At 35.2% G+C, this 21,639-nt stretch carries 31 protein-coding genes; 5 read left to right on the top strand and 26 right to left on the bottom strand.

Annotated features, from left to right (window positions below; translation table 11 throughout):
- Positions 1-7: 7 nt before the first annotated feature.
- From AC11ZT_RS14205 to yajC, 3 genes are all read left to right on the top strand, one after another.
- Positions 8-349 carry a hypothetical protein gene (locus tag AC11ZT_RS14205; RefSeq protein WP_484060228.1) on the top strand — a complete coding sequence of 114 codons (342 nt, stop codon included), beginning with the start codon at positions 8-10 and terminating at the stop codon, positions 347-349.
- Positions 350-668: 319 nt separating this feature from the next.
- Positions 669-1,247 (top strand): hypothetical protein, encoded by a 579-nt coding sequence (locus tag AC11ZT_RS14200; protein WP_484060227.1) that lies wholly within the window; start codon positions 669-671, stop codon positions 1,245-1,247.
- Between the two features lie 51 nt (positions 1,248-1,298).
- The gene (yajC, locus tag AC11ZT_RS14195) at positions 1,299-1,649 is read left to right on the top strand and encodes a preprotein translocase subunit YajC (protein ID WP_484060226.1); all 351 of its coding nucleotides are present in this window, start codon (positions 1,299-1,301) and stop codon (positions 1,647-1,649) included.
- A 43-nt stretch (positions 1,650-1,692) separates the two neighbouring features.
- On the opposite strand, the gene AC11ZT_RS14190 is transcribed toward yajC, so the two are convergent.
- Positions 1,693-2,223 carry a MerR family transcriptional regulator gene (locus tag AC11ZT_RS14190; protein ID WP_484060225.1) on the bottom strand — a complete coding sequence of 177 codons (531 nt, stop codon included), beginning with the start codon at positions 2,221-2,223 and terminating at the stop codon, positions 1,693-1,695.
- A 296-nt stretch (positions 2,224-2,519) separates the two neighbouring features.
- Here AC11ZT_RS14190 and AC11ZT_RS14185 point away from each other — a divergent pair, with 296 nt between their 5' ends.
- Together AC11ZT_RS14185 and AC11ZT_RS14180 are read left to right on the top strand one after the other, a co-directional pair.
- Positions 2,520-2,687 carry a hypothetical protein gene (locus AC11ZT_RS14185; protein WP_484060224.1) on the top strand — a complete coding sequence of 56 codons (168 nt, stop codon included), beginning with the start codon at positions 2,520-2,522 and terminating at the stop codon, positions 2,685-2,687.
- 435 nt (positions 2,688-3,122) lie between these two features.
- On the top strand, positions 3,123-3,707 hold the full coding sequence (locus tag AC11ZT_RS14180) for a DUF5067 domain-containing protein (RefSeq protein ID WP_484060223.1): 585 nt from the start codon (positions 3,123-3,125) through the stop codon (positions 3,705-3,707).
- A gap of 41 nt (positions 3,708-3,748) precedes the next feature.
- Here AC11ZT_RS14180 and AC11ZT_RS14175 read toward each other — a convergent pair whose 3' ends face one another.
- The 25 genes from AC11ZT_RS14175 to AC11ZT_RS14055 all read right to left on the bottom strand — a co-directional run bounded on the left by AC11ZT_RS14175 (position 3,749) and on the right by AC11ZT_RS14055 (position 21,629).
- A complete protein-coding gene (locus tag AC11ZT_RS14175; RefSeq protein WP_484060222.1) occupies positions 3,749-4,411 on the bottom strand; it encodes an N-acetylmuramoyl-L-alanine amidase in 663 nt (220 codons plus the stop codon).
- On the bottom strand, positions 4,408-4,623 hold the full coding sequence (locus tag AC11ZT_RS14170; protein WP_484060221.1) for a PTS mannose transporter subunit IID: 216 nt from the start codon (positions 4,621-4,623) through the stop codon (positions 4,408-4,410). The genes AC11ZT_RS14175 and AC11ZT_RS14170 overlap by 4 nt, the downstream gene beginning before the upstream one ends.
- Positions 4,620-4,910, bottom strand: a complete 291-nt coding sequence (locus AC11ZT_RS14165; RefSeq protein ID WP_484060220.1) for a hypothetical protein — start codon at positions 4,908-4,910, stop codon at positions 4,620-4,622. The genes AC11ZT_RS14170 and AC11ZT_RS14165 overlap by 4 nt, the downstream gene beginning before the upstream one ends.
- Before the next feature lie 63 nt (positions 4,911-4,973).
- Positions 4,974-6,047, bottom strand: coding sequence for a reverse transcriptase domain-containing protein (locus AC11ZT_RS14160; RefSeq protein WP_484060219.1), 1,074 nt, complete (start codon positions 6,045-6,047; stop codon positions 4,974-4,976).
- 333 nt (positions 6,048-6,380) lie between these two features.
- A complete protein-coding gene (gene avd / locus AC11ZT_RS14155) occupies positions 6,381-6,725 on the bottom strand; it encodes a diversity-generating retroelement protein Avd (RefSeq protein WP_484060218.1) in 345 nt (114 codons plus the stop codon).
- Positions 6,726-6,792: 67 nt separating this feature from the next.
- Positions 6,793-7,785: an SUMF1/EgtB/PvdO family nonheme iron enzyme gene (locus tag AC11ZT_RS14150; protein WP_484060217.1), complete on the bottom strand. Its 993-nt coding sequence runs from the start codon at positions 7,783-7,785 to the stop codon at positions 6,793-6,795.
- Positions 7,785-8,153 (bottom strand): AAA family ATPase, encoded by a 369-nt coding sequence (locus tag AC11ZT_RS14145; protein ID WP_484060216.1) that lies wholly within the window; start codon positions 8,151-8,153, stop codon positions 7,785-7,787. Before AC11ZT_RS14145 ends, AC11ZT_RS14150 begins: the two co-directional genes overlap by 1 nt.
- A 56-nt stretch (positions 8,154-8,209) precedes the next feature.
- On the bottom strand, positions 8,210-8,716 hold the full coding sequence (locus AC11ZT_RS14140; protein ID WP_484060215.1) for a signal transduction protein: 507 nt from the start codon (positions 8,714-8,716) through the stop codon (positions 8,210-8,212).
- Positions 8,713-9,015: a hemolysin gene (locus tag AC11ZT_RS14135; protein WP_484060214.1), complete on the bottom strand. Its 303-nt coding sequence runs from the start codon at positions 9,013-9,015 to the stop codon at positions 8,713-8,715. The genes AC11ZT_RS14140 and AC11ZT_RS14135 overlap by 4 nt, the downstream gene beginning before the upstream one ends.
- A 3-nt stretch (positions 9,016-9,018) precedes the next feature.
- Positions 9,019-9,897 carry a phage tail protein I gene (locus AC11ZT_RS14130; protein WP_484060213.1) on the bottom strand — a complete coding sequence of 293 codons (879 nt, stop codon included), beginning with the start codon at positions 9,895-9,897 and terminating at the stop codon, positions 9,019-9,021.
- Entirely contained in the window at positions 9,890-11,005 is a 1,116-nt protein-coding gene (locus AC11ZT_RS14125) for a baseplate assembly protein (RefSeq protein ID WP_484060212.1), read from the bottom strand. Before AC11ZT_RS14125 ends, AC11ZT_RS14130 begins: the two co-directional genes overlap by 8 nt.
- Positions 10,995-11,303, bottom strand: coding sequence for a hypothetical protein (locus AC11ZT_RS14120; RefSeq protein ID WP_484060211.1), 309 nt, complete (start codon positions 11,301-11,303; stop codon positions 10,995-10,997). The genes AC11ZT_RS14125 and AC11ZT_RS14120 overlap by 11 nt, the downstream gene beginning before the upstream one ends.
- Positions 11,304-11,307: 4 nt before the next feature.
- Positions 11,308-11,976, bottom strand: coding sequence for a phage tail protein (locus AC11ZT_RS14115; protein WP_484060210.1), 669 nt, complete (start codon positions 11,974-11,976; stop codon positions 11,308-11,310).
- Positions 11,977-11,985: 9 nt separating this feature from the next.
- The gene (locus AC11ZT_RS14110) at positions 11,986-12,447 is read right to left on the bottom strand and encodes a phage baseplate assembly protein V (RefSeq protein ID WP_484060209.1); all 462 of its coding nucleotides are present in this window, start codon (positions 12,445-12,447) and stop codon (positions 11,986-11,988) included.
- Complete coding sequence (locus tag AC11ZT_RS14105) at positions 12,447-13,466, bottom strand: phage late control D family protein (protein WP_484060208.1); 1,020 nt, start codon at positions 13,464-13,466, stop codon at positions 12,447-12,449. Before AC11ZT_RS14105 ends, AC11ZT_RS14110 begins: the two co-directional genes overlap by 1 nt.
- A complete protein-coding gene (locus tag AC11ZT_RS14100; RefSeq protein WP_484060207.1) occupies positions 13,463-13,744 on the bottom strand; it encodes a tail protein X in 282 nt (93 codons plus the stop codon). Before AC11ZT_RS14100 ends, AC11ZT_RS14105 begins: the two co-directional genes overlap by 4 nt.
- A 12-nt stretch (positions 13,745-13,756) precedes the next feature.
- Positions 13,757-17,146, bottom strand: coding sequence for a phage tail tape measure protein (locus AC11ZT_RS14095; protein WP_484060206.1), 3,390 nt, complete (start codon positions 17,144-17,146; stop codon positions 13,757-13,759).
- 172 nt (positions 17,147-17,318) lie between these two features.
- On the bottom strand, positions 17,319-17,615 hold the full coding sequence (locus AC11ZT_RS14090) for a hypothetical protein (protein ID WP_484060205.1): 297 nt from the start codon (positions 17,613-17,615) through the stop codon (positions 17,319-17,321).
- Positions 17,616-17,629: 14 nt separating this feature from the next.
- Positions 17,630-18,148: a phage major tail tube protein gene (locus tag AC11ZT_RS14085; protein ID WP_484060204.1), complete on the bottom strand. Its 519-nt coding sequence runs from the start codon at positions 18,146-18,148 to the stop codon at positions 17,630-17,632.
- Between the two features lie 2 nt (positions 18,149-18,150).
- Positions 18,151-19,608, bottom strand: a complete 1,458-nt coding sequence (locus tag AC11ZT_RS14080) for a phage tail sheath family protein (protein WP_484060203.1) — start codon at positions 19,606-19,608, stop codon at positions 18,151-18,153.
- The gene (locus AC11ZT_RS14075) at positions 19,608-19,907 is read right to left on the bottom strand and encodes a hypothetical protein (protein ID WP_484060202.1); all 300 of its coding nucleotides are present in this window, start codon (positions 19,905-19,907) and stop codon (positions 19,608-19,610) included. The genes AC11ZT_RS14080 and AC11ZT_RS14075 overlap by 1 nt, the downstream gene beginning before the upstream one ends.
- Positions 19,904-20,374 (bottom strand): hypothetical protein, encoded by a 471-nt coding sequence (locus AC11ZT_RS14070; protein ID WP_484060201.1) that lies wholly within the window; start codon positions 20,372-20,374, stop codon positions 19,904-19,906. Before AC11ZT_RS14070 ends, AC11ZT_RS14075 begins: the two co-directional genes overlap by 4 nt.
- Positions 20,371-20,943 carry a phage tail protein gene (locus AC11ZT_RS14065; protein WP_484060200.1) on the bottom strand — a complete coding sequence of 191 codons (573 nt, stop codon included), beginning with the start codon at positions 20,941-20,943 and terminating at the stop codon, positions 20,371-20,373. Before AC11ZT_RS14065 ends, AC11ZT_RS14070 begins: the two co-directional genes overlap by 4 nt.
- Positions 20,940-21,260 carry a hypothetical protein gene (locus AC11ZT_RS14060; protein WP_484060199.1) on the bottom strand — a complete coding sequence of 107 codons (321 nt, stop codon included), beginning with the start codon at positions 21,258-21,260 and terminating at the stop codon, positions 20,940-20,942. Before AC11ZT_RS14060 ends, AC11ZT_RS14065 begins: the two co-directional genes overlap by 4 nt.
- A 3-nt stretch (positions 21,261-21,263) precedes the next feature.
- Positions 21,264-21,629 (bottom strand): DUF7210 family protein, encoded by a 366-nt coding sequence (locus AC11ZT_RS14055; protein WP_484060198.1) that lies wholly within the window; start codon positions 21,627-21,629, stop codon positions 21,264-21,266.
- Between the last annotated feature and the right edge of the window lie 10 nt (positions 21,630-21,639).

The raw sequence follows: 21,639 nt of genomic DNA, 5'->3' as shown, positions 1-21,639 counted from the left end.
GAATCGTATGAAAGAATTAAAAAAACTTGTACCCGGTTCCACATTTTCACTTCGAATACCTACTAATATTGATCAGGAAGTTCTTGATTATATTAATACAGATCATGGTGTTAAACGTAATAAATACCTTCTTGATCTACTAGTGTCAAAAATAAAGGAAGAAATAAACGGTAATAGTAACATATTAAATGTTAGTCTTCCAATAGCTTTAAATAGTGAGCAAAAGAGCGCACTTACACAATCAATTGCATCTTTTATATCTATTATGATGACTGATACACAAAATGAAAAAGTAAAAGAAGAAGAAATTGATCTTAGCATCTATCAAGGATTAATCGAGGAAGATTAATAGTAAGTTAATAAAAAATAAAAATCCCCATCTGTACTCGCAATACAGATAGGGATCGAAAGGAATTTCTTTATATGTTAATAAATATTATACCAAACTTTTTTAAGAAAATAAATTTATATTTTTTTGACGAAGAAAAAATAACTATTCAAGATTTTACTTATTTCTATGGATTTTTATTGATATTCTCTGCAGTTACAATTGGAATTATAATTCCGGCATTTATCGAAACACTTATATAAATTTAGAATAATATAGTAAATATATTTTAAGTAGCAGGCTTTACATAAAATACGAAATAAGAAAGGAAGTTGAACTCATGGAAAATATAGAACTGAAAATTAAAGAAAAATGGTTCTCACAACATGAAGCTACACTTACGCAACACGGCGAATTACAGGTGCTTGAATGGAAAAGACCAGGTACTAACACATACTATTGCCGTTATGTATTCGATGGGAACAAAATGTATATTAGTGGTGACATTGGAGAAGCTGTTTTTTGGCTAACTTGGAAGGCTAGCGTCCATTCATTTGATGACATTCATGTTGGTTATTTTGAAGAAAAATTAACAGCTTATTCTAAGGAAAGACGAGATTATGACGGGGATAAAGCAGTCAATCGTCTTATGGAATGGAAGGAACAATTAATTGAAGATGAAGCCGTTTTTGACCACGAAGAATTTGAAGATATGATTGAATCTGCTAGGAATTGTTCTAATAAAGAAGAATGGGCTTATGAATATGTTAATGAAAAATACCATGAGTTTATTAGTGATCTTGACGGCGATTATTGGGAGTGGATTTACAATATTGGAGATATGATTCCCCATAGAATTATAGGTTATTTAGTTGGCTTAAAAATGGCATCAGAGCAGTTGAAAATAAAGGTCAGTTAATGCATATTCCGAAGATTTAATATCAAAAAAACATTGAAAGCAGGGTTTACGATGAGTGAAATTCCAAAATTAATTAAAGAAATTTGTCCTAGTTGCAATCCACAAACATATAAAAAGACATTAGCTAAGTTTATTGGTGAAGAAGAGGATGGAGAGTATCTTTATCAATGTATCGATTGCGAAGCAAAGATTTGGGTTGATGAACAATGGGCGAAACAACATGAAGTAAATGAGATAGATACACTAAAAAAAGGAGATAAAGTTTTATTAGATGACGGTACTAATCCATATATAGGTTTTATTGTATCGATAGATAGCGACTTTATTACGATAAATATTTTTGTTCCAGACATTGATAAAACGTTCAAACGAAGTAAAATTAAAGAAATTTCAAAGATTTAAATACGTTATACGTAGAAAAAGAGCATCTAAATGATGCTCTTTTTTATGTCCACAGCCACCATTTTTTCTTTTTTTTAGGTTCTTCATTCTTTTCTGTTACTTGTAATTTTAACTGTTCTTTTGATTCTTTAATAGCAGCAATAATTTCATGATAACCATCTTCTATTTTATGATCAATTTGTTGTTGCTGTTTCTTTAGTTGTTCTAATAAGACTTCGTTAAATTCCTGCAGCTTATTAAATTGTCTTATGATTTCATCATAACCATCGTTATAACTCGTATTAGGCGTTATAACACTTATATCACTATCCGTTATATCTTTTTGCTTAACCCAGGATACAACAACTCCACATGCCTGTTCTAGTGTCATATCAGGGTGTTTTTTAGTCGCTATGATCTTTTTTAGTACTATGACATCTTTATCAAAAAACCCTCTTATTCCTTGTTCATTTTTATAAATTGTATATCCTTCTCGTTCTAGCATTAGACAATATTTTCTTAAAGTTGAACTTTGGACTTTTAACAAGGTAGCAACATCATTACTTGAATAAATAGTTATTTTCTCTTCAGACATGTCATTCACCTCGTTATAACACTTCTACAAAATGTTAAAAAATTCCTTTTTTATAACGCTTGTTATATAGATTATATAGCGTCATATTTTCCATAACATAAGGCGTTATATAAATACGTTAATGATAAACTAATAGACTATTATAATACCGTTTTGTCGTTATATCATTGTTTGTTTATATTTTTATTCGTTTCGAATAAAACATGTCATTATATTTATTCATTTTTTACATCAAATAGAACGTACATTCGTGTATTATATAGATAATGGATTATGTTTACAGGGGGAATTTTGAAATGAATGAATTGAAAAATGTCGTACATAAGTTAATTACATTAGGAGGTTCTGAATTATACATAACTAATGGGTACATTGATTTAAATAAAATTTTAAATAAATCTGTCAAAAATAGAATTATTCCAGGATTAATATTTGAAGAAATCGATAAAGTAGTCGAAAAATAATTCTATTTAAAAGCCCATCTCATTAGAGAAGGGCTTTTAAATAGAATACTATATTTTTTCAACATATTGCACCGCCAACATTTTACGGAAAACATATGTTAAGCAAATTTCTGCATAGATAAAACACGTTTTCTATACATTAAGATTGTTATAGATATTCAATAACTTATCTTTGCTATTAACTCAACATAGATAAAGAGATAAGTTATTGAACATCAAAAAACAAGTAAAAGTCTCATAACCATTTAGTCATAAGGTATTCAGTAACTCGATGTTTTCTGAATAATACCTTAGCGTGTGTTTTCAATGTTTCGTTGGTAGTACCACATCTATCATATGATAGATATAAATAAATATAATATTTAGTAATTGAATATATACTTACAATTATTATCATGAAATGGTACGATTTACTCATAAAAGGAGGTAAAATTTATGAAAAAAATGTTTGTTTTATTATTTTCTTTGGTTTTTCTTGTTGCTTGTGGGAATATTGATGAAGCGCAGAAAAATAACCAAAAGGAAAGTAAGACTAGTGAAACTATAGCTGCTAAAGTTGCTGTGGAAGAAAATAAGCCAGGTGTTACATTTGAGGATGGTACATTAGAAACTGAAGAATTTACTTTGAAAGTTTCTAAAACAGAGGTTATTCAAAGTCCATCAGAGGACAAATTTGGTCTATTTATAACTTTTAAACTAACAAACAAAACTAAAGATAAAGATATAGTGCCTACCGATACTCTTATGAATCTACTTGTTCAACAAGAAAATGAAACTTCACGAGTGGATCTTAGCGAAAACTATTATTTTCTTGATGCATTTGGAAGTGAAGACGATGTAGCTACATACAATAAAATGGTTGATTTAGAGAATGCTAGTTCGAACGCTTTGTTACCTGGAAAAACTGTTGAGTTTGTGGAAGCTTATGGATTAGATAATGATACTCATGACGTGAACTTTATTGGCATAGATCAAGCTACTTTTGAACAAATCAGAGAGTATACTGTTAAATTGAAATAAAATATTATCAGCCACTCTCAATTAAGAGAGTGGCTTTAACATTACACAATTACAGGCTTATATCCTTTTTTCTTTAACTCAGCTGCAAGTTTTTCTGCATTCTCATTATCACTATAAGCCCCAACTTGTACTTTATAAAGCTTACTTTCTGATACTTTTACAGCAGGCTTGGCAACAACTAACTTTTTACCGCTAATCGTTTCGGAAATAGCTCGGCAAATATCATCAAAATGTTCTTTGTATGTTTCGACATCTGCTTTACTATCTACAAAACAAACCTCGATTAAGATAGCTGGCTTGTCTGTACGTTTTAGGAATCCTAAATCAGTCCGCTTTTTAGCACCTCTGTTTTTAAGTCTGCTAACATCAGATATTGAAGCTGATACTTTTTTAGCCAAATTGTCTTGATTGTAATATAAAACTTCAACACCGCGCGGATCGTTTGTTTTACTAGCAGCATTAAAATGAATAGAGATATCTAAATCACGTTTTTTACTATTATGATAAGCTACAATACCATTTACATTTTCAGCTTGTGTTTTAGATGTATTATCATGATAAGTAGTTACATTTACACCTAGCTTTTCAAGATATGAAGAAACCTTGCCTACTACATTTCGAGCTTCATCCACTTCATCAATGTATCCATGTGCCCCACGAACATATTTAGCATGTCCACTTGAAATAACTACTTCATTAATCATTTTTTATCATCTCCTTTCTTTTTAAACCATCCAGTATGAGTGTTTTTCCACACTGCATATACATTGATTGCTAGAGCAAAAAATGCTCCTACTACTAAAACAAAAGCGTTTATACTCGCTTCCGTAAACCAATCAAACTTAATTCCTACAGTTCCAAAAAAGAAAAGAAGAGCTGTAAGAAACCCACCAAAAAGTGTTAATATATCCTTCATCGTTCTATTTCCCCTTTCAATTCGATAGAATCAATTCGTTTATGTGCTTGCTTTGAACTTTCCTCAACCCTAATAACACGCTCTGATAAGTCGCTGACTCTATTTTCATTAGCTTTAATATCAATCCTAATAGATTCTACTCCTGCATTAATATTGTCCAATTTTGTTCGAATTACAGCCGATTCTGACGCATCGTTTTTAACATCTTTATCGCGATTACGAGTAAATGTTAATAATGTAATCAATATACCTACAAGAGCGCTTATAATTCCGATTTGAATTTCCAACGAATTCACCTCTTTTACAAAATAAAAAGGTTAACTCTTGTTATCAAGTTAACCTCATACATATCAACGATTTCTCGTTAACACTAATTCTTTTAATATTTTCTTCATTAGACGATAAGAATTAGCGTGTTTCATCAAACCTAAGTAGCTGGCAATCGTTGAACGTATTTCATCTATATTCACCTCCCCACGAGCATAAGATTTTTTTATGTATTTCAAACGACTTTTCATTTTCTTTACAGTCGCTTTCTTTAGTTTTCTGTGTGTTGTCCAAATGCGATAGCCTACAAATTCAACACCAGTAGAGTTCGGTCGAATAGATGTTTTATTGTTCAACTGTAGCTTTAATTCGAATTTAAGGAATGCATCAATTTCTTCTAATATTCTCCATAATTCCTGTTTGCTCTCATGAAGAATAATGATGTCATCCATGTAACGTATGTAGCAATGTAGTCCGAGCTCATGCTTTGCGTATTGATCTAGTTCATTTAGATAAAGATTAGCGAATAACTGACTGGTTAGATTACCTATTGGCATACCCATTCCTTCAATACGTTCTTTTTCAAAACTGTGGTCACCTAACGGAATGCCGAATTTAGTATCTTCCGAATGAATAATGACTTCTAATAGCCACATAAGTTCATCGTCATGAATCTTTCTTCCTAAAATAGATAGCAACACTTCATGGTCGATACGATAAAAATATTTAGACATATCGAGTTTTAAATGATAAGAATTTGAGTTCGTTCTTTCTAATTTTCTCATCCAATATTGGAGACGATCCGCAGCCTTTTGAGTTCCCATTCCTTTTCTACACGCATATGAATCCATGATGAATTGTTTATCTAATAACGGTTCTATTACTTGATAAATCGCCCATTGAACTACTCTATCTCGAAAAGGTAGCGCCATGATTAATCGTTTCTTTGGTTCATATACATAAAATTCTCGATATCTGCCAACATGATAAGTTTTATAAATCAATTCATTTTGTATCTGAATCAAATTATCTTCTGCATTGTTACTAAACTCTAATACTTCTCCCCTAAACCTTTTACCTCTTCTTGCATTTAAGTAAGCGTTCCAAAGATTCTCATAATCTATTATTTGTTCAAATAGATGTTTGAATCGTTTCATCGATGTTTACCTTCTTTCTGTATAGGAAGCGCTGATTGTATCACCTTTCGCCTGTTTTTTAATCGTTGCAAACTACTAACTAATTTATCAGCAATTTATTATTTTGCCCGAAGGCAGGGGAATAAGTCCGTTTTCCTTCACACTGCCAATAAGCCCATTGGGCTTGAAGTTTCTGATGAGGAGAACCGCGGAACGGAAGCCGATGTTGTCATTCGAATTCGAACGCAAGTTGTTCAAGTTCAGATTGAACACTCCAGCACTAGCGCCATTATTCCAATTGCCACCACGAATCGCAATACGCTCACAAATATGACCTATTCCCCGATTATGTAATTAATTATTGATAGATTTTATCCATCCGCCTAACATTTTTCCTATTTCATTCAATTTACGAGACCAATTTTCGTATTGCTTAAACGGAAGGAATCCAAGCCCGTTAGCTAACCTGATAACGTATCGTAAATTTTCTAGTTCGATGTCGATATCTTGAAGTGTAGTCTTCTTGTAATATCGTTTATTCGCTCTAATCATCAATCTCAATAAATCATACATACAACGCTTTGTTTCTGCTGCAAGTGTATGCTTTTCCGACTTTGGATATTGCCGCAAAGCGATATATCCATATTCAATCATGTCGTACGTTTTCTGCAGTATTTTTAAATCTTCTTTGTTCACCATTACAAACACCTTTCAAAAATAAAGAGCCCGCTATCGCGGACTCTAACAGATTTTCAGATAACAGAACTCAGATTACGTACGCGGAACGGAAGCCGAGGCCGTCACCCGAATCCGAACGCAAGCAGTCCAAGTTCAGAGTGAACACCCCAGCACTAGCGCCATAAACCCAAGAGCCACCACGAAACGCAACACGCTCACCCTCAGTAGTAACATATATCGAATCTCCTCCATGGCTCGCGTCGATAGGGGAAATCGCTAAATATTTTAGTAAATCAGGTACTGTGTATCCGGAAGCAGGAGCTAACGTTTCAAATGTCTTGCTTAAACCTGTAGCAGCTGCGGCTGTTCTAGAAGAGTTAAGAACAAGACCACTCACATTGTCGAATGAAGCTCCTGTATCAACCCACTGCAAAATGTCATCTGGAGTAGTGAAGTCATTGTCTTGATGAACGTAAATTTTACCGTCGACAATTTTTAAACCGTCGTTCCACTCCCACACGTTACCGTTAAGATCAAAAATACCTGCATTTGTACCATCGTGTGACCAAGAAGCCGGACCTGAACCGGTAGCAACACGGCCTGTATTAGCGCCCGATTTATATGTTTCACGACCTTTTTCGTGAGCTGCCGAAATATCTGCTCCATAATTGTTATTTCCTCGTGGCATAGTGCCGTTTTTCTTGCACCATAATGAAATAGCTGCCCATTCTGCATTCGTCATTAAATGCCATCCTGTACCTTTATTCGTGCAATATGTTCTGGATTGGTCAAATGTTGTATAGGTTTTAGGATCTACGCCTGGAATGCTATAAGCACGATTATCATGCACGATATTTTGGAATTTAGAAATCCAAATTTCATTCTTAACGACACCATCCACAATAAACGCTGGATGAGGTGTAGCTGGAGCTCCTGTGATTACATCAGATAGATTAAAACGAGGTATGCATACCATGATAGATGGATTCCCTTTATCATCATACATTACTGTATTTTTACCGTCTGTCGCTGCCTCTACTGCTTGTCTATACGTATCTTTCACTGATAAAATAAATGGCATTATGCAAGCACTCCTTCAGTATTAGTAGTAGTTTGTGTTTCTTCTGGCAAACTCCATAAACGTAATTCCACTTTGTTCACATCTAACGGCAACTCTGTTTCGACCATGATTGGATTGTCATTTTCATCAAACTCCCCGGATTCAACCAATAATATTTGAGTTGGCGGAATAATGATAGTAGCTACATACCAAGCTCCTAATCCTTCGCGCATTGTTTGCAGTTGATTATCTAAGCAAACATCTACCACATTTTGCGTATCTGTTTGACGGATTTCTAAGTCGATTGGTACTTGATTACCGATGGTTAAAACTGTGCCTTGTAACGAATACTCTGCTTTAGGACCATTATTAACTTGAGTGATGATCATAATTTGTTCCTCCTCTATTTTTAAAATAAAAAAGACTCGTATTTTACGAATCTTGATTACACATTAGGATTGATTATTGTCCATAAAAAAGAGACTGTCTTCGCTGAACCAGTCATCTTAACTTTAAATCCATTTTGAGTTTTGTCATAAGCGATTAATTGACCGATTTTACCGTCATCATCTGCACTTACAACCGTTAATTGTACATCGTAGTTAGGAGCATTAATTTGAGCATACCCGGTTAATGCTACCGTCACGAACGGATCGCTCGTTCTAAAATAAGTATTTGTATCGCTTGATGTAAGCGTTTCTTGACCTTGCTGTAGTCGTTGATTCTTATATTTAGCGATTTCTAGCCGATTAAGGTTAGTTTGCTGCATTAAAAAAGATGAAAGCAAGCCGATATCTAGATGAGCAGTTAAAATACCTATTTCTAGGTTATTTTGATTTGTTTCATCTACTGGTGTGCCTTCAACAATGACAGCTCCTGTTGTCTCATTTAGTACACGATCTTCCCATAATAGAGGCTCATAATTTTTACTACGTAAATCAGGAATAGTCATCCGATTACCTCCTCAACTTTATATTCAAATGTAAATAAACGACCTTTATTTTTTTCATGCACTTTCGAAATAGTATTTTGGTCAAAAACTGTACCGTTAGCAGTTAACAATCGAACTCTTGTTACTATTCCAATTGGGTCCTTGGTTGTTAAATAAACATGTTTCGTTACTGAATTTACTGATACAATTGATCGCCTAAATTTAGCTGGATAAGTTACTCCATTCACTGTGTAATCAGCTGAAACGACGGTATCATCAATAAACTTAGCAATCATATTTTTTGCATCTGTCGTAAGCATCCATCATTCTCCTTTCGATGCGTATGTCTTGCCGCAATAACCAATAGTAGATTCGCCATCTTGAACCATCGGGCTGATTGTTGTATTATCTATCGTCTGTGCTGATTGGGATTGCCCTGGATAACTTTTGATTCTGTCAAATAAACCATCACCGTAATTAATTTGATTTTGTATTGATGGGTAACTAGATAATGTTGTACCAGTCAATACATCATTTTTCGAACCTATTCGTAACTCTCCAGAAAACGGGACAGTTGATAAACCATTTTTCGTAGAGCTATTTAGTGATGTATTTTTAACAAACGTACTGCCTGGCATGTTCATTCCAGAATAAAAACTTAAAACTGGCTTAATTCTTAATTTATCGTTTTTAACTACAATGAAATATAAACCATTGCTTTTTTTGAACCAAATCGCTTCAAGTCTTGACCGTTTGTTTTTAACTGATTCTACAAGCCGATACATTTTAGCTATGTTTGTCTCATCTTTAAAATCATCATCAGCTTCAATTTTAAAATGAAATGGATCGCCACCATATTCAAACCATTCCATAACTTTTGCGTCATTAAAGAAAATAGCTGCAATTTCTTCAACTGCAGCTGGCGTTCCTTTTAATTGATGCACTTTTTGAGATTTATCAATCAATGCTCTTTTTTCAGTAATACTCATGTCGGTATCGTAAAAATCAACATTTTCCTCATATGCGATAAAATCAAGTAAACGGTCAGGAATACCGTCATATTGTTTTAATAAGTTTGTTTTTTCATAAATATATTGAAAGACAGGCGTTAAAGCATCAGCAATGGCTACAGAATCAGATTCGCTTTTTAATGCCTCTGGAAGAAAATCACGAAGTTGAAAATCACTCAGAGTTTTAATCATCTTCTATTCCTCCAAAAGTAACCGAAATAGCACTTGATTTAGCCACTTGGTTTTTATTAAGCGCCACAAATGAGCTTGGGCTAGTAACACTTACTCGCTTTGCTCCAGATGCTTTTATTAAAGAAATTAATTCACTTGGATCAATACCTCTTCCTAGTTTGTTTTTTTGCCAAATTTGATAATCAGCTATAGCTTGATTTACGGATGTTTGTACATCTGGCAATACATTAGATTTATCAGACGAAACATAATAGGTAACGTCAATATCATAGGATATCTCCTCCGGTTGTTCGACAGTCACATAATCCGTTAATGGCCTGACCTGTTTGTTGCTTAATTTTGCTTGAATTAAGTCAATAATCTCTTGGTTAGGTATTTCACCATTCTTTAATAAAGGAACAATGAGTATAGTCCCAGGACTAGGGCTTGTTACTTCTACATCGACTATAGAAGCATCCGTAGACATAGCGTGATAACGATAAGCGTCTTCTGGACCCGCTGTACTATATTGAGCGTTTGATTGGCGAATACGATCAGCATAATCATCATCTTCTTCCCAATCAACTCCACCATCTGTTTTTGAAATGTTATAAGCCGACGACACCCAAGGTAATGGGTCAACTAAACTATTAATTTGACCAGGTAAAAATCCATTCCCTACCGTTCCTGCTTCTTCACATTCGCCAGCTATATCTACGGATGTCATTCCGACAGTTACTAGTTTTTCTTCTGTCGTTGTAAAGAAAAGGTCATTTATTGAAAATCTCGTGCCTACAGATATGGTGAAATCTTCTGGAGGTTCCACTTCAAACCTAAAGATTGCACTGGATGCAATAGGACCCAAACGAGGAACATTCTTTTTAACTCCTAAATGCTCCAAATGGTTGTCTACAGCATAAGCTAATAAATTTTGCTTCCCTGTAAAATCAATGTTATTAGCAAGTAAAGTTGCTATAAAAACATTAGCTTGAATGAATTTCCTCCGCGGGTCTGCGTCGGTTAAAGTGACTTTTTGCAAATCCTCAAACTTAGATACAGCTAAATTTTCTAGCTCTTCCGCATCTACTTCTAAAAAATCGATATCTGGTAATCCAAATCTAGCCATCATTAATCACCACCTTTACTCGCGGATATATATGACCAGTTTCGATTTTTGTTTCAAAACCTACCTCTTTAACGGTTATATCTGGAATAGTGCTTTCAAGAAAATCAATAATAGTAGATGAATAGTTTATAGCAACTTGGTTGAGTGGATCATCTACCGTTGCTTCTAACCCAAAAGCTCGATCCATATAACATGTATTAATTAATGATGCTAAAGCAAATCGAACACTTTGCAGTACGGCTGCATTGCCTATAGCTCCATAATCAATTGAATCCAAAGAGGATACTTCATAAATAGCCAAAATATCACTCCTTTTTAAAACTTACATATTTAGTTGAGGAAGAAACCCATTTTCCTCCACCAAGGTTATACCAAGTAATATCTGTTTTTTTGGTCCCGTACACTTTATACTTTTGATTTTTTTTAAGTACTTTTACAACTTTTCCTTTTAGTGAAGGTGAAGCTCGGCAATTTAACATACTTGCTTTAATTGTTATAGTTCCTAATACTTTCTTCTTAGATGTATTTGTTCCAGTCTTTTTAAATTTAACTTTTTTCTTTACATTAGCAGCAACAGGCTTAGGATATTCTTTAATACTTAGTGTTGCTTCAATAGAGATAATTCTACCTTTTCCATCGATATTGTTATAAACTTCAGAAACATCTTCCAGGTACCAATAATTTGATGAAATAGGTTCGGTTCCGATGACAAATGATCCATACTTGCCTTTATCCTTAAAATCTCTTAATTTTTTCAAAGTAGATTCTGGATTAACACCATGATATGCATTTAACTTGATTTTAAGTGATAAACTATCTTGTCCAGGTCCTAAAAATTCAGGCATTGGTTTCTTAAGGTTTATATCGTGGATAGACCATCGAGAGCTACCACTCCTGGAAAACTCGCTAAAATTAAGAACTTTTTTTGAAGACACTTCGAAATTTACGCCGCCGAAGCTACCTATTTTCGCCATTTAATCACCTCAATTTGGCGAAGAAGTTTCACCATATACTCCTGAATGTGTATGATTCTTTAAACTAATTCCATCCGCAACTACATCACCTGATACCGTAATATTTCCTAACGCTTTGATAGTGATAGGTCCTTTGCAATCAATTGCTAAAGTTTTAGTTTTTGAATCATACTCAATGGTGGTGCCATCTTCAAATTTAAAATGTCTTTTGTTTTTATCTGCTACAGGAGGTTTATCTTGATCACTAAAGAATGTCCCAATAATAAACCCTTCCCTAGATTTATCAGACAGAAAAAGACAAATAGCCTGCTCGCCAACAGTAGGCATCCAATAATCTTTAGTATTTTGTGAACCTCTACCGACAATAGGCAATTCTCTAGATGTGTTATCTAAATCCTCAAAATATACCCTTGCTGTACATCGTTCTGGATATATAGCTGATATTCTTCCTGTCTGGATAGGTTTGTTCATTAGTATCCCTCCAGGCATTTTCTAAGCTCCATGGATGTCTCCGAGCCGCCACCGACTTTACCGTTTACTGAAGTAATGATATATTTTCCATCAAAACCACCAAATTCTTTTAGATTGATTGTTTGACCAGCATAATACAAAGCAAAACCAGCTAATTTCAAAGAAAATGTAGTGCCGTCTTTATTTTCAGCCCGAAGATTCTTTTTCGCTAACTTAATAGCTTCTGATTTAGTTTTAGCTTCCTCATTAACGAATAGAATTTTATCCGTTTTAGGAGGTTTTGGAGGAGCGAATGTATACGAGATAGTTTTTTTTGTTTTGGTATTTGTATAAGACACTTTGCACGCTTTATAAATACCAGTAAGAGTATCATTTCCTGTATAATCTTTCACCCGTGGATCAGTACGCTTAATGGTATCTATAGCAGCTTCTTTTTCAAATTTTATTTCATCAAAGATAGATATACTCTTATTTGCTACTTTCAAAGAAAAACCATTATCATTACAAATGCGCATTAAAAACGCTACATCTGTTTCATTTTCCTGATCTAGTCTATCGTAAGTTGGATTTTCATTTGAACTAAAATATAATTTTAGCTTATTCTTAGCTGAAATATCTTCTGCAACCTTTTTAAACGTAGTCTTCTCCCAAGACCTATACTTTTTTTGTCCTTTTAGAGAACTAGATTCAGGTACAGATGTACCGTTTACAGTTACTTTATTAGGTGGACCGCCCGTATTAATATCATCAATGTCAAAATGACCAAGTTTTCTTTTAGAAGTTTTTGTACTTCCCCAATCGGAATAAATAATAAGAGACGCTTCTAATGAAGCGCCTTTCTTCGGCATCCAACTATTCGTCCATTTTCGTTCACGATCACCAAGTGAAATCGATATGGAATCAGCTTGTCCAGAAAAATTATCTGTAAATGAGACATCTATGATAAATGGGGCAATATCTGCAGTAATTGTTTGATTATCATATAGCACATCTAAACCGATACGTCTTCCATTACTCATGAGTCCACACCATCTAAGACAACAATTGGAGTGGTTTCATCTTCTTTAGTAACGACACCAGATACGTCTTCTAAATCACCCGACATCCACTCAGGAATATTATCGTAATCATCTAGTTCTACTTCTGGAATAGTAAGCTCGACACCTGACGAAAAAATGAGTACATCACGGTATTGCTGATTTTCTTCTATAATCAACGGAAAAAGATACTCGCTTCCTAACTGATCATAGGCGATTTTATCGAAAGTATCTCCACTAATTGTCGTATAAATTTTCAAATTAATCCCCTCCTAGTCAAAAGCGAGTCTTTTTTTGTCCTTATTGTATTGTTTCATCATTTTCTTAAACTCTTCGTATTGATCACCAATCATGGATTTTACAAATGATTCTATTTCCGTCTTATCAGCACGTTCTGGAACATGAATCACTGGAGCGAATACAAATTGATCAGTCATATTGCTATTTTTAATAGACTGATTATTCGTGTCTTTGTTAGAATTTCCAAATGAAAGCAAATTAGAAATCATCGATTTACTTTTCTCATTTGGAAAAATCTTTGAACCACCACGCAAGTTCATCAATTCGGGTCCTTGTTCACCAACCCATGCCCATTGTGAATTTGGAACTTTTCCACCTTTTGCATATCCTTTATAAGCTCCGCCTTTAGCCATAGATTTAATACCTGGCGTATTAAATACATTTCCATACCGCGACTTGATGTAACGAATGGCAGCCACTGCATTATGCACTGGATTATAGATATCATTCATACCATTCATTTTGTAAGCACTGAAGGTAGAGTCAATTGTTTGAAATAGACCTTTACTCGGATGTCCAGCTTTCGCATTTGAATCCCACAGGTTTATGGCTCTTGGATTATAACCTGATTCTTTTTGAGCTTTAACCATCATAGCTGGTAGCCAAGATAATGGAGTATTCGTCATATTTAACGCTTGAGTAACCCACGCTCTAACTTGTGCATTATCGGCTACTTTGCCGTTAAAGCTTCCGAAATCACCTAATTTATCTTTTAAGAAAGTAGTAGCTTTACTTTTAACTAATTTAAGAGAACCAGACATAATATTCCCAAACGTTCCTGAGAAAGATGGTATATCCACATATTTTTCAACGAGCTTTTTCATTAGTCCTGTTGGGTCAGATGCATAACTCCAAATATCTAGTGCTTTATCTTTTACAGCTGAAGCCTTATTAGCTACCCATGAAGCACCTGTTTTAACTGCATTAGTTAATACGTTACCTTTAGCATAAGCTGGAATAGAGCTCATAACTTGTTGAGTAGCTCTTGCGTTAATAACTTGTGTCCCTTTAGGAAGGCTCATAAGCGTGTCATGTCCAGGACTTAACCCCATATGTCCTTGTGGGGTACGATAAAGCTCGGGACCACCGCCGTCACCTAATACAGCTAACCCTCCAGGATGTCCTTTTGTTCCGTTTGCATATTGTGGTACATCCCATTGATTAATGGAGATATCTAGACCTAATTTAGCTGAAGCCCAGTTCAGACCTTTAATAACACCATTTACGATATTTCCGATACCTTTAAGTAACTTATTACCCATTGAAATAGCTCCATCGAGAGCTTTTCCAGCCATTGACTTAATACCAGAACCGATTTTTCCAGGTAATAACTTGGCTCCACCGACGATTTTGTCAAACCATTTAGTTACATTCGACCACATAGATTTAGCTAGATCAACTGCTGCTGTTTTAGCTATTTCAAATCCAAATTTTATTTTCGTACCTAATCCCATAACATTTTTCCAAACGTTATTGATTCCTCCGCTGAAAAATGTCTTGATGGATGTCCACATTCCAACTACTCGTGAAATAGCGCCTGTTGCTAAAGCTCTAATGCCGCCAAGTATTTTTCCGTAGAATAATAGATTTACAGCATTCCAGAGGAATTGAATTGCACCACTGAATAATTGCTTAACGCCCTCCCACATCTTGCCGAAATCACCAGTAAAAAGACCAGCGAAAATTTTAACTACGCCCATAATGATTTTTAGAGCTCCCTGGATAACGCCCTTTATATTCCCCCATACCATATTAACGATAAAAAGTATAACTGGAGAAATAAATTTAATAATGGCAGCTATTCCGCCAAAAACATTTTGGACAGCTTGCATAATTTGTGTTCCATTTTCATTCCAAAACGCCGCTACTTGACCGAATATATCCATAACAAATCCAACTATTTTAGATAAGATTGGTTGAACAATTGGAATGAGTGACTGAATCACTTTGACTATACCGCCAAAAACAGCACCTCCGACTTTTAATATATTTGAAAAGGCATTGGTTATTTTAGAACCATTCTTCTCCCAGAATGAGGTGATTTGTTGGAATACTGGCATAACCATTGCGCCAACTTGAGCTATTAAAGGTCCTACCGTTGATTTTATTGACTCAAAAACAGGACCAATATTATCAAATGCTTTGGAAATTAGATTACCAACAGGTCCAAACGTGTTAGAAAATGATTTTTTGATAGCTGGTAGGTTTTTACCGATTGAATCGGATAATTTTTGAAATACCGGAAGAAGCTTTTCACCAACCGGCATCAATAATCCTGTCTCAATCTGCCGGCCTATTCCTTGCAACGCATTTCCAAGCGTGTCATATTTGATATTTTTAACATTTTCCATGGTTTTTTGCGTCATATCAAACTGACTTCTAGCAGTACCCATAGCAGCAATAACATTCTTTTCTAAATCCTCCGCTTGTGTACCAAACAGTCCAACAGCAATGGCATTCTTTTCAGCTGGATCTTTTACTTTGCTAATAGCTTGTACAACTGTATTGAATGATTTTTGTGCCTCTAGTCCACCTTTAGCGAATATTTGCGTCATTTTAGAAGCATCCATACCTAAAGCTTGATAAGCTTCTGAACTGGCTTTAGAACCATCCTTAGAGCGAATATTAAACTCTTTTACTGCATCTCCGACTTTATCAAGATTAAAGGCACCTGATTCTAACCCTGCGCTAAATACATCAAACATTTGATTAGCATTAAAGCCTAATGACGCGAATTGTGGAGCATATTCATTTGCACTATCAAGTAATTCACCTGATTTATTTAGGCCTCGTTGCGCTCCTTGTGCCATTAAGTTAAATGCTTGGTCGCTAGATATTCCAAAGTTACGCATCATAGTATCAGTAGCTTTAACAGATTCAGAGATATCTGCTCCCCATACATCCCTATATGCAAGAGCATTTTCAGTAGCTTTTTCTAATTCTTTACCAGACAAAGCTGTTATGCTTTGAGTTTGAGAAATAGCATTAGCCAAGTCATTCCAGTCTTGACCGAAATTTTTATTGTATAGATTTTTCGATATTTCTTTCATTTCAGCTATATTAGTAATGGCTGGATCTGTTGATGCTTCTATTTGCTTCATGGCGGCATTATACTCATCAAATTGCATAACAGCCGCACCGATTCCAGTACATAATCCAACAAACGCTGCACCAGCTGCCACTGCTGTTCCAGCTAAACCTTTCATTCCTGCACTTAGAAGGTTAGATTTTCCACTCAATTCACCTGTATTTTTCCTAAGGTTAGACAATTGTTTGTTTGTGTTGGCGAAAGCCGTTCTAACAGAAGAATTAACAGAAGCACCGAGTTTAAATGCTATTTCATATACTTTTGCAGTACTCATTGTTATTTTGCCTCCTTCATATCATCAATGAATTCAGCTAATTCGAATAAGGTCATTCCCAGAAAATAAGACAAATTCGTATAAGTAGAAATAGAAAGACGAATGCATGTTTTTCTTAGCATTCGTCCTGTTATCACTCTTATTATTTTTTGTTCTCTTTTCTCAATAACCCCTAATTGTTCAAAAAACCCATCACCTTGTTTTTAACTTTAATCGCATCAGAGGCAAATAATTGATTAAAGAATTCGATAGGTTTATTTGTAGCTTTAGAAGCAATGATGATTGTATAACCAAGAGATGCCTCGTTTACAACAGCAAATTGACCTGACGCTCCAAAGATTTTATCAGCTTCGATTAAGTCATTAGCTGTTAATGTTTCTAAAGGAGTAAGGTCTATTTCTTTAATTTCTGTTCCTTCGAAATTATAAGTATTTTTAAATTCAATTACATTTTCATTTGTTTTAGCCATTAGTTATCCCTCGCTTAGATTAATTTATTAATATTTTGTAAGATATCTTCTCCGTCAATTTTGCAAATAAAATTAAGTTTATCAAGCTCTAATAGAACTTGTCCCGCTTCTTCAACTTTGATGTAAATAACTTCAAATGTATTCTTTGACTCTGTAGCTGCACCGACTGCAAGTTTACCCAACTCAAGTCCTTTTGGAAGCATTTTAAGAGTGATTTTCAACCCACGATGGGCAGCTTGTCCAGAGGACACGTCGTAGCTTTGTTGTGCAGCGCGTAATACTAAAGAGCGTCCTCGATACCTCATTAATGAAAACGAACTCTTAAAAAGTGTTCGAAAAGCAAATTCAATGGTCATAGGTCCAAAATGACCTGGATTCGGGCTGTCGTATTCTCCTAAAATACCGGCACCAGAAATTGTTTCCGACATGGCTTCTAAATTAGGCATCGTGACTTCACCTGAAATACCTATTAACTTTTCTGTATCATCATATACATTGTAATTAACAACTTTCTCTGGAATCTGATTAGCCATTATTAATTACCTCCTAGCGAATTGCTTAGAATAGTAGGGTCAAATTCTAAAATGTTAACGATATTTTCAGCTGGTGTAAACGCGCCAATTTTTTGAATGAAAATAATATTGCCATTCAAGATATCGGTGATTGGATTTAGTTCTTGTCTAAATTCAATAGAAGCACCAGCAATTTGACCGCGAGCTTGGAATCCATTAGCTCTTAGGTTTTCGCTGTCTACAACATTTTCGATTAGACGATAATCCGTATTATCATCCACTTTATCAAAATACGTTAAGATGAAAGTATTGCCCCACCAGTCAAATACGCGACGAATAGAAATAAATCGGTCTTTAGGGTCGGTTGAACTTGGATAAATAGCTGTGTTATTCCCCCACGTTCTCCATCCGTTCCAATTGATTGCTGTACAAATACCATTGCCGTTTAGGAAGTTCGCTTGAGTTTGTTCAAGGAATACTTCTGTTCCATCAGCGATAACTGTAGCTGAAATTGGTAAACGTTTATTAGATGGTGATACAGATGGAACATCTTCGTTACTTGCATCCGTAAAGGCCATTAATGCCGCTTGAACAGCACTAAAGTGTAAAACCTTTTCTCCAATTTTTACTTTAGGCCATAAAACCACACTTTTTTCACTTGTGTAGCTATTGGTAGACTTCCACACTGATACATCTTCGTATTTTTTTACTGTGCTTGTATCCACGTCTAAAATGTTCATGCAATTGAAGCTTCCATTAATTTTTCTGCTTTTCGCATCAATAGCAAGGCCCACTTCTGGGATATGACTCCAACCAGGAGCCAAAATAAGCCCTGGAATTAGATTAAACATAGGAAATACTTGGCGAACAAGTTCAATACCTGTATACTTTCCAGTTGCTGCGTCATATCCACCGATGATATCAGTTTCCGTTACGGCGCTCGGATTTAATTTGTCATATGTGACTTTTACACTTGCTGTTCCAGCCGTAATAGCTCCTGTTGATACAACAGAAATGACAGGTTTTCCATTGGTATTAAATGCAATCGTATAATCTGTATTTTTTACATAAGTTGTGATTCCATCTGTACTTTTCACCACTACGGTATTAAGCAATACGCCTTCTGCATCTATCATTCCGTCTCCATTTGATAAGGATACAGTAGCATCTGGTACAGCTGTTTTATGAATAGCCGGGTCCAGTACGTTAATAAAAATAACTGGAGCCACTTTAAATAGTTTAAAAGAGGCATAGATGGATTCACAAAGTGTATACTTGGCAAAATCATCGCTATCTCCTAACTTTTTAACTACTTCATCATACGTAAAAGCCAAAATCGGTTTATTAACGGCAGCCGTTGGATCTTGTGATAAATGAATAGGAGCTGTACCTACTACGACCTGTACTCCAGCACTTGTTTTTATAGGAGGTGTGACGGATGTTGCGTTCTCTTGAATCGTAATCCCGTGTTCATATGGCATTAATTTTCACTCCTTACGTATTGAATGATTTGTGAGTTTAAAGTATGTTCTGCAGTTCCTTGCTGCGATAATCGTTGCCTAGCTTCACCAGATTCTAAAATAGGAACCATCAGTGCCTTAATGGCCGGACATTTTTCAATATCTTCGGTTAGGAAAGCAGGGAACCCGTTATTAAATACCGAAAATTGGTGAAGTCTTCCGTTATTTAAACTGGCACCCACATACATCACCGTTTGTTTTTCTACTGTTTTTTGCGTTTTAGTTGCTTTTATTGTTCGATTAGTCGTTGTTTCGCTCATATTAAATCCTCCACATCTTCACGAGAGAATGTAGCAGCATTCCACATCGTTTCAATTCCACCAAAATAATAGGGGCTCGTGTCTTCATCATGAATTACCCACCGGAATGGATAAATCAAATCGTATTCCCTATCAACCAATGGATGTTTCTTGAGATTTTCAGCTATTCGATTCATGATTTTCGTCACTTCACGATGTCCCTGATTCTCGTTGTCATTATCAAATACCCCTATAATGAACATGATTTTGACCACATCAGGAGAAGTAGAGGTTACTTGTTCACCTTCAGATAGCTTAATAATGACGTATGGATACAAACTAATTTCATTTTTACTTCGTTTTGGCAAGCTTTGATTATATATATTCAAAGCTACATTTTCTCCACCTAGTGGATTTTTAAATTCCCTACTGGTGAATAGTTCTTTCAATTTGGATTCTAAGGCCTCTTGTAATGGAATAGGAATCACGATGAAGCACTTCCTTTTTCAAGAATCCGATTAATTTCATGATCTAAACGGCGATAAAAGGTATCAGAGCTTTCTTGATTGATGCGATTTCGCACTTCTTCATTTTTTAACATCTGAGGTATGGATGGACCAAACAATTTTCGGACGGGTAAACGTGATTTACCTTTCCTTTCAAATACTTTTATTCCGTTCACATCTGCCACAAATGCATGCAAAATGGGTTTTAATCCGGTTTTCTTGATGCCTACTTTGATTGCTTTTTTTCTATTCGGCTGTACCGTTCGAGGTGAAACTTTGAACTTATCCAGTGGAAGTAACTCGCCTTGTGACTGTACAACCGCGCTTAGATTCGAACGACTTGCTTTGGTCTTCGTTAATGTGCTCTTAATATCTGCCGCTTTGATGGTATACTCTTTTCTTACTTCCTTGCTTACATTAGAGGCTACATTGGTCACGGTCCGATTCAGAGCACTCACTAGTACATTCGGCGCTTTTTTAGAAAAAGAACCAAGCTTGTCTTGGACTTCTTTTAATAGTTTTTCATCTAAACTGACTAGATCTTCTTTCATGTGTAGTACCTCGCCAGCGTAATGGTGTACATGCCTTCATTTTCTGAAAGGTGAATAATTTCATAAATATCGCTATTAAACAGCAACCGCTTCTCGACGAATGGTAGTTCCGTAAAATTGGATGTCTGGACATGAAAAAGAAGCTCGCCTTGTGCAAGCCCTTCTCCACCATTTTTTAAATTGTACCTTTGCAATTGATCATCATCGATAACAACAAGCATGGGCACTCCATCGATTGTCTCTTCTGTTGCGAATTCTCCTGAATTAAAGAACGTATTGTCTAAGTCTGATGTAAAATACTCATTCAGCTTAGGCATGTTTTATTCCTCATCTTCAAAAAACAAATCGATCTTGTTTTGTTCGATGATCAGCGCGATTAAACCTTTCTTTCCAATGTTGCCTTTGAATTCCATGCCAACCGCTGCTGCTGTTTCTTTTAACTCCTCATAAGAAAAGCTTTCATCTAAAAGTGTAGCTGGGTCTTCCTCATCGAGTGGGGAAAGATTGGCTGAATTCTCTTCTGAATCATCCGGTTCCACTTTTGAATCCGGTATATTTCCAACAAAAAAAGCGACTCCTAAATCAACGAGACGCTGTGCTTCTTCTTTTTTCACTTTTTCGATGATGTCCCCAGCACGATAGAGTGTTCTATTATGTCGGACATTCCCTTTTAATTTAATAGCCACGTTTCATCAC

The organism is Ectobacillus sp. (assembly GCF_056992975.1).
The sequence above is the reverse complement of the archived record's forward strand: the minus strand, read 5'-3'. Positions and strand labels throughout refer to the sequence as shown.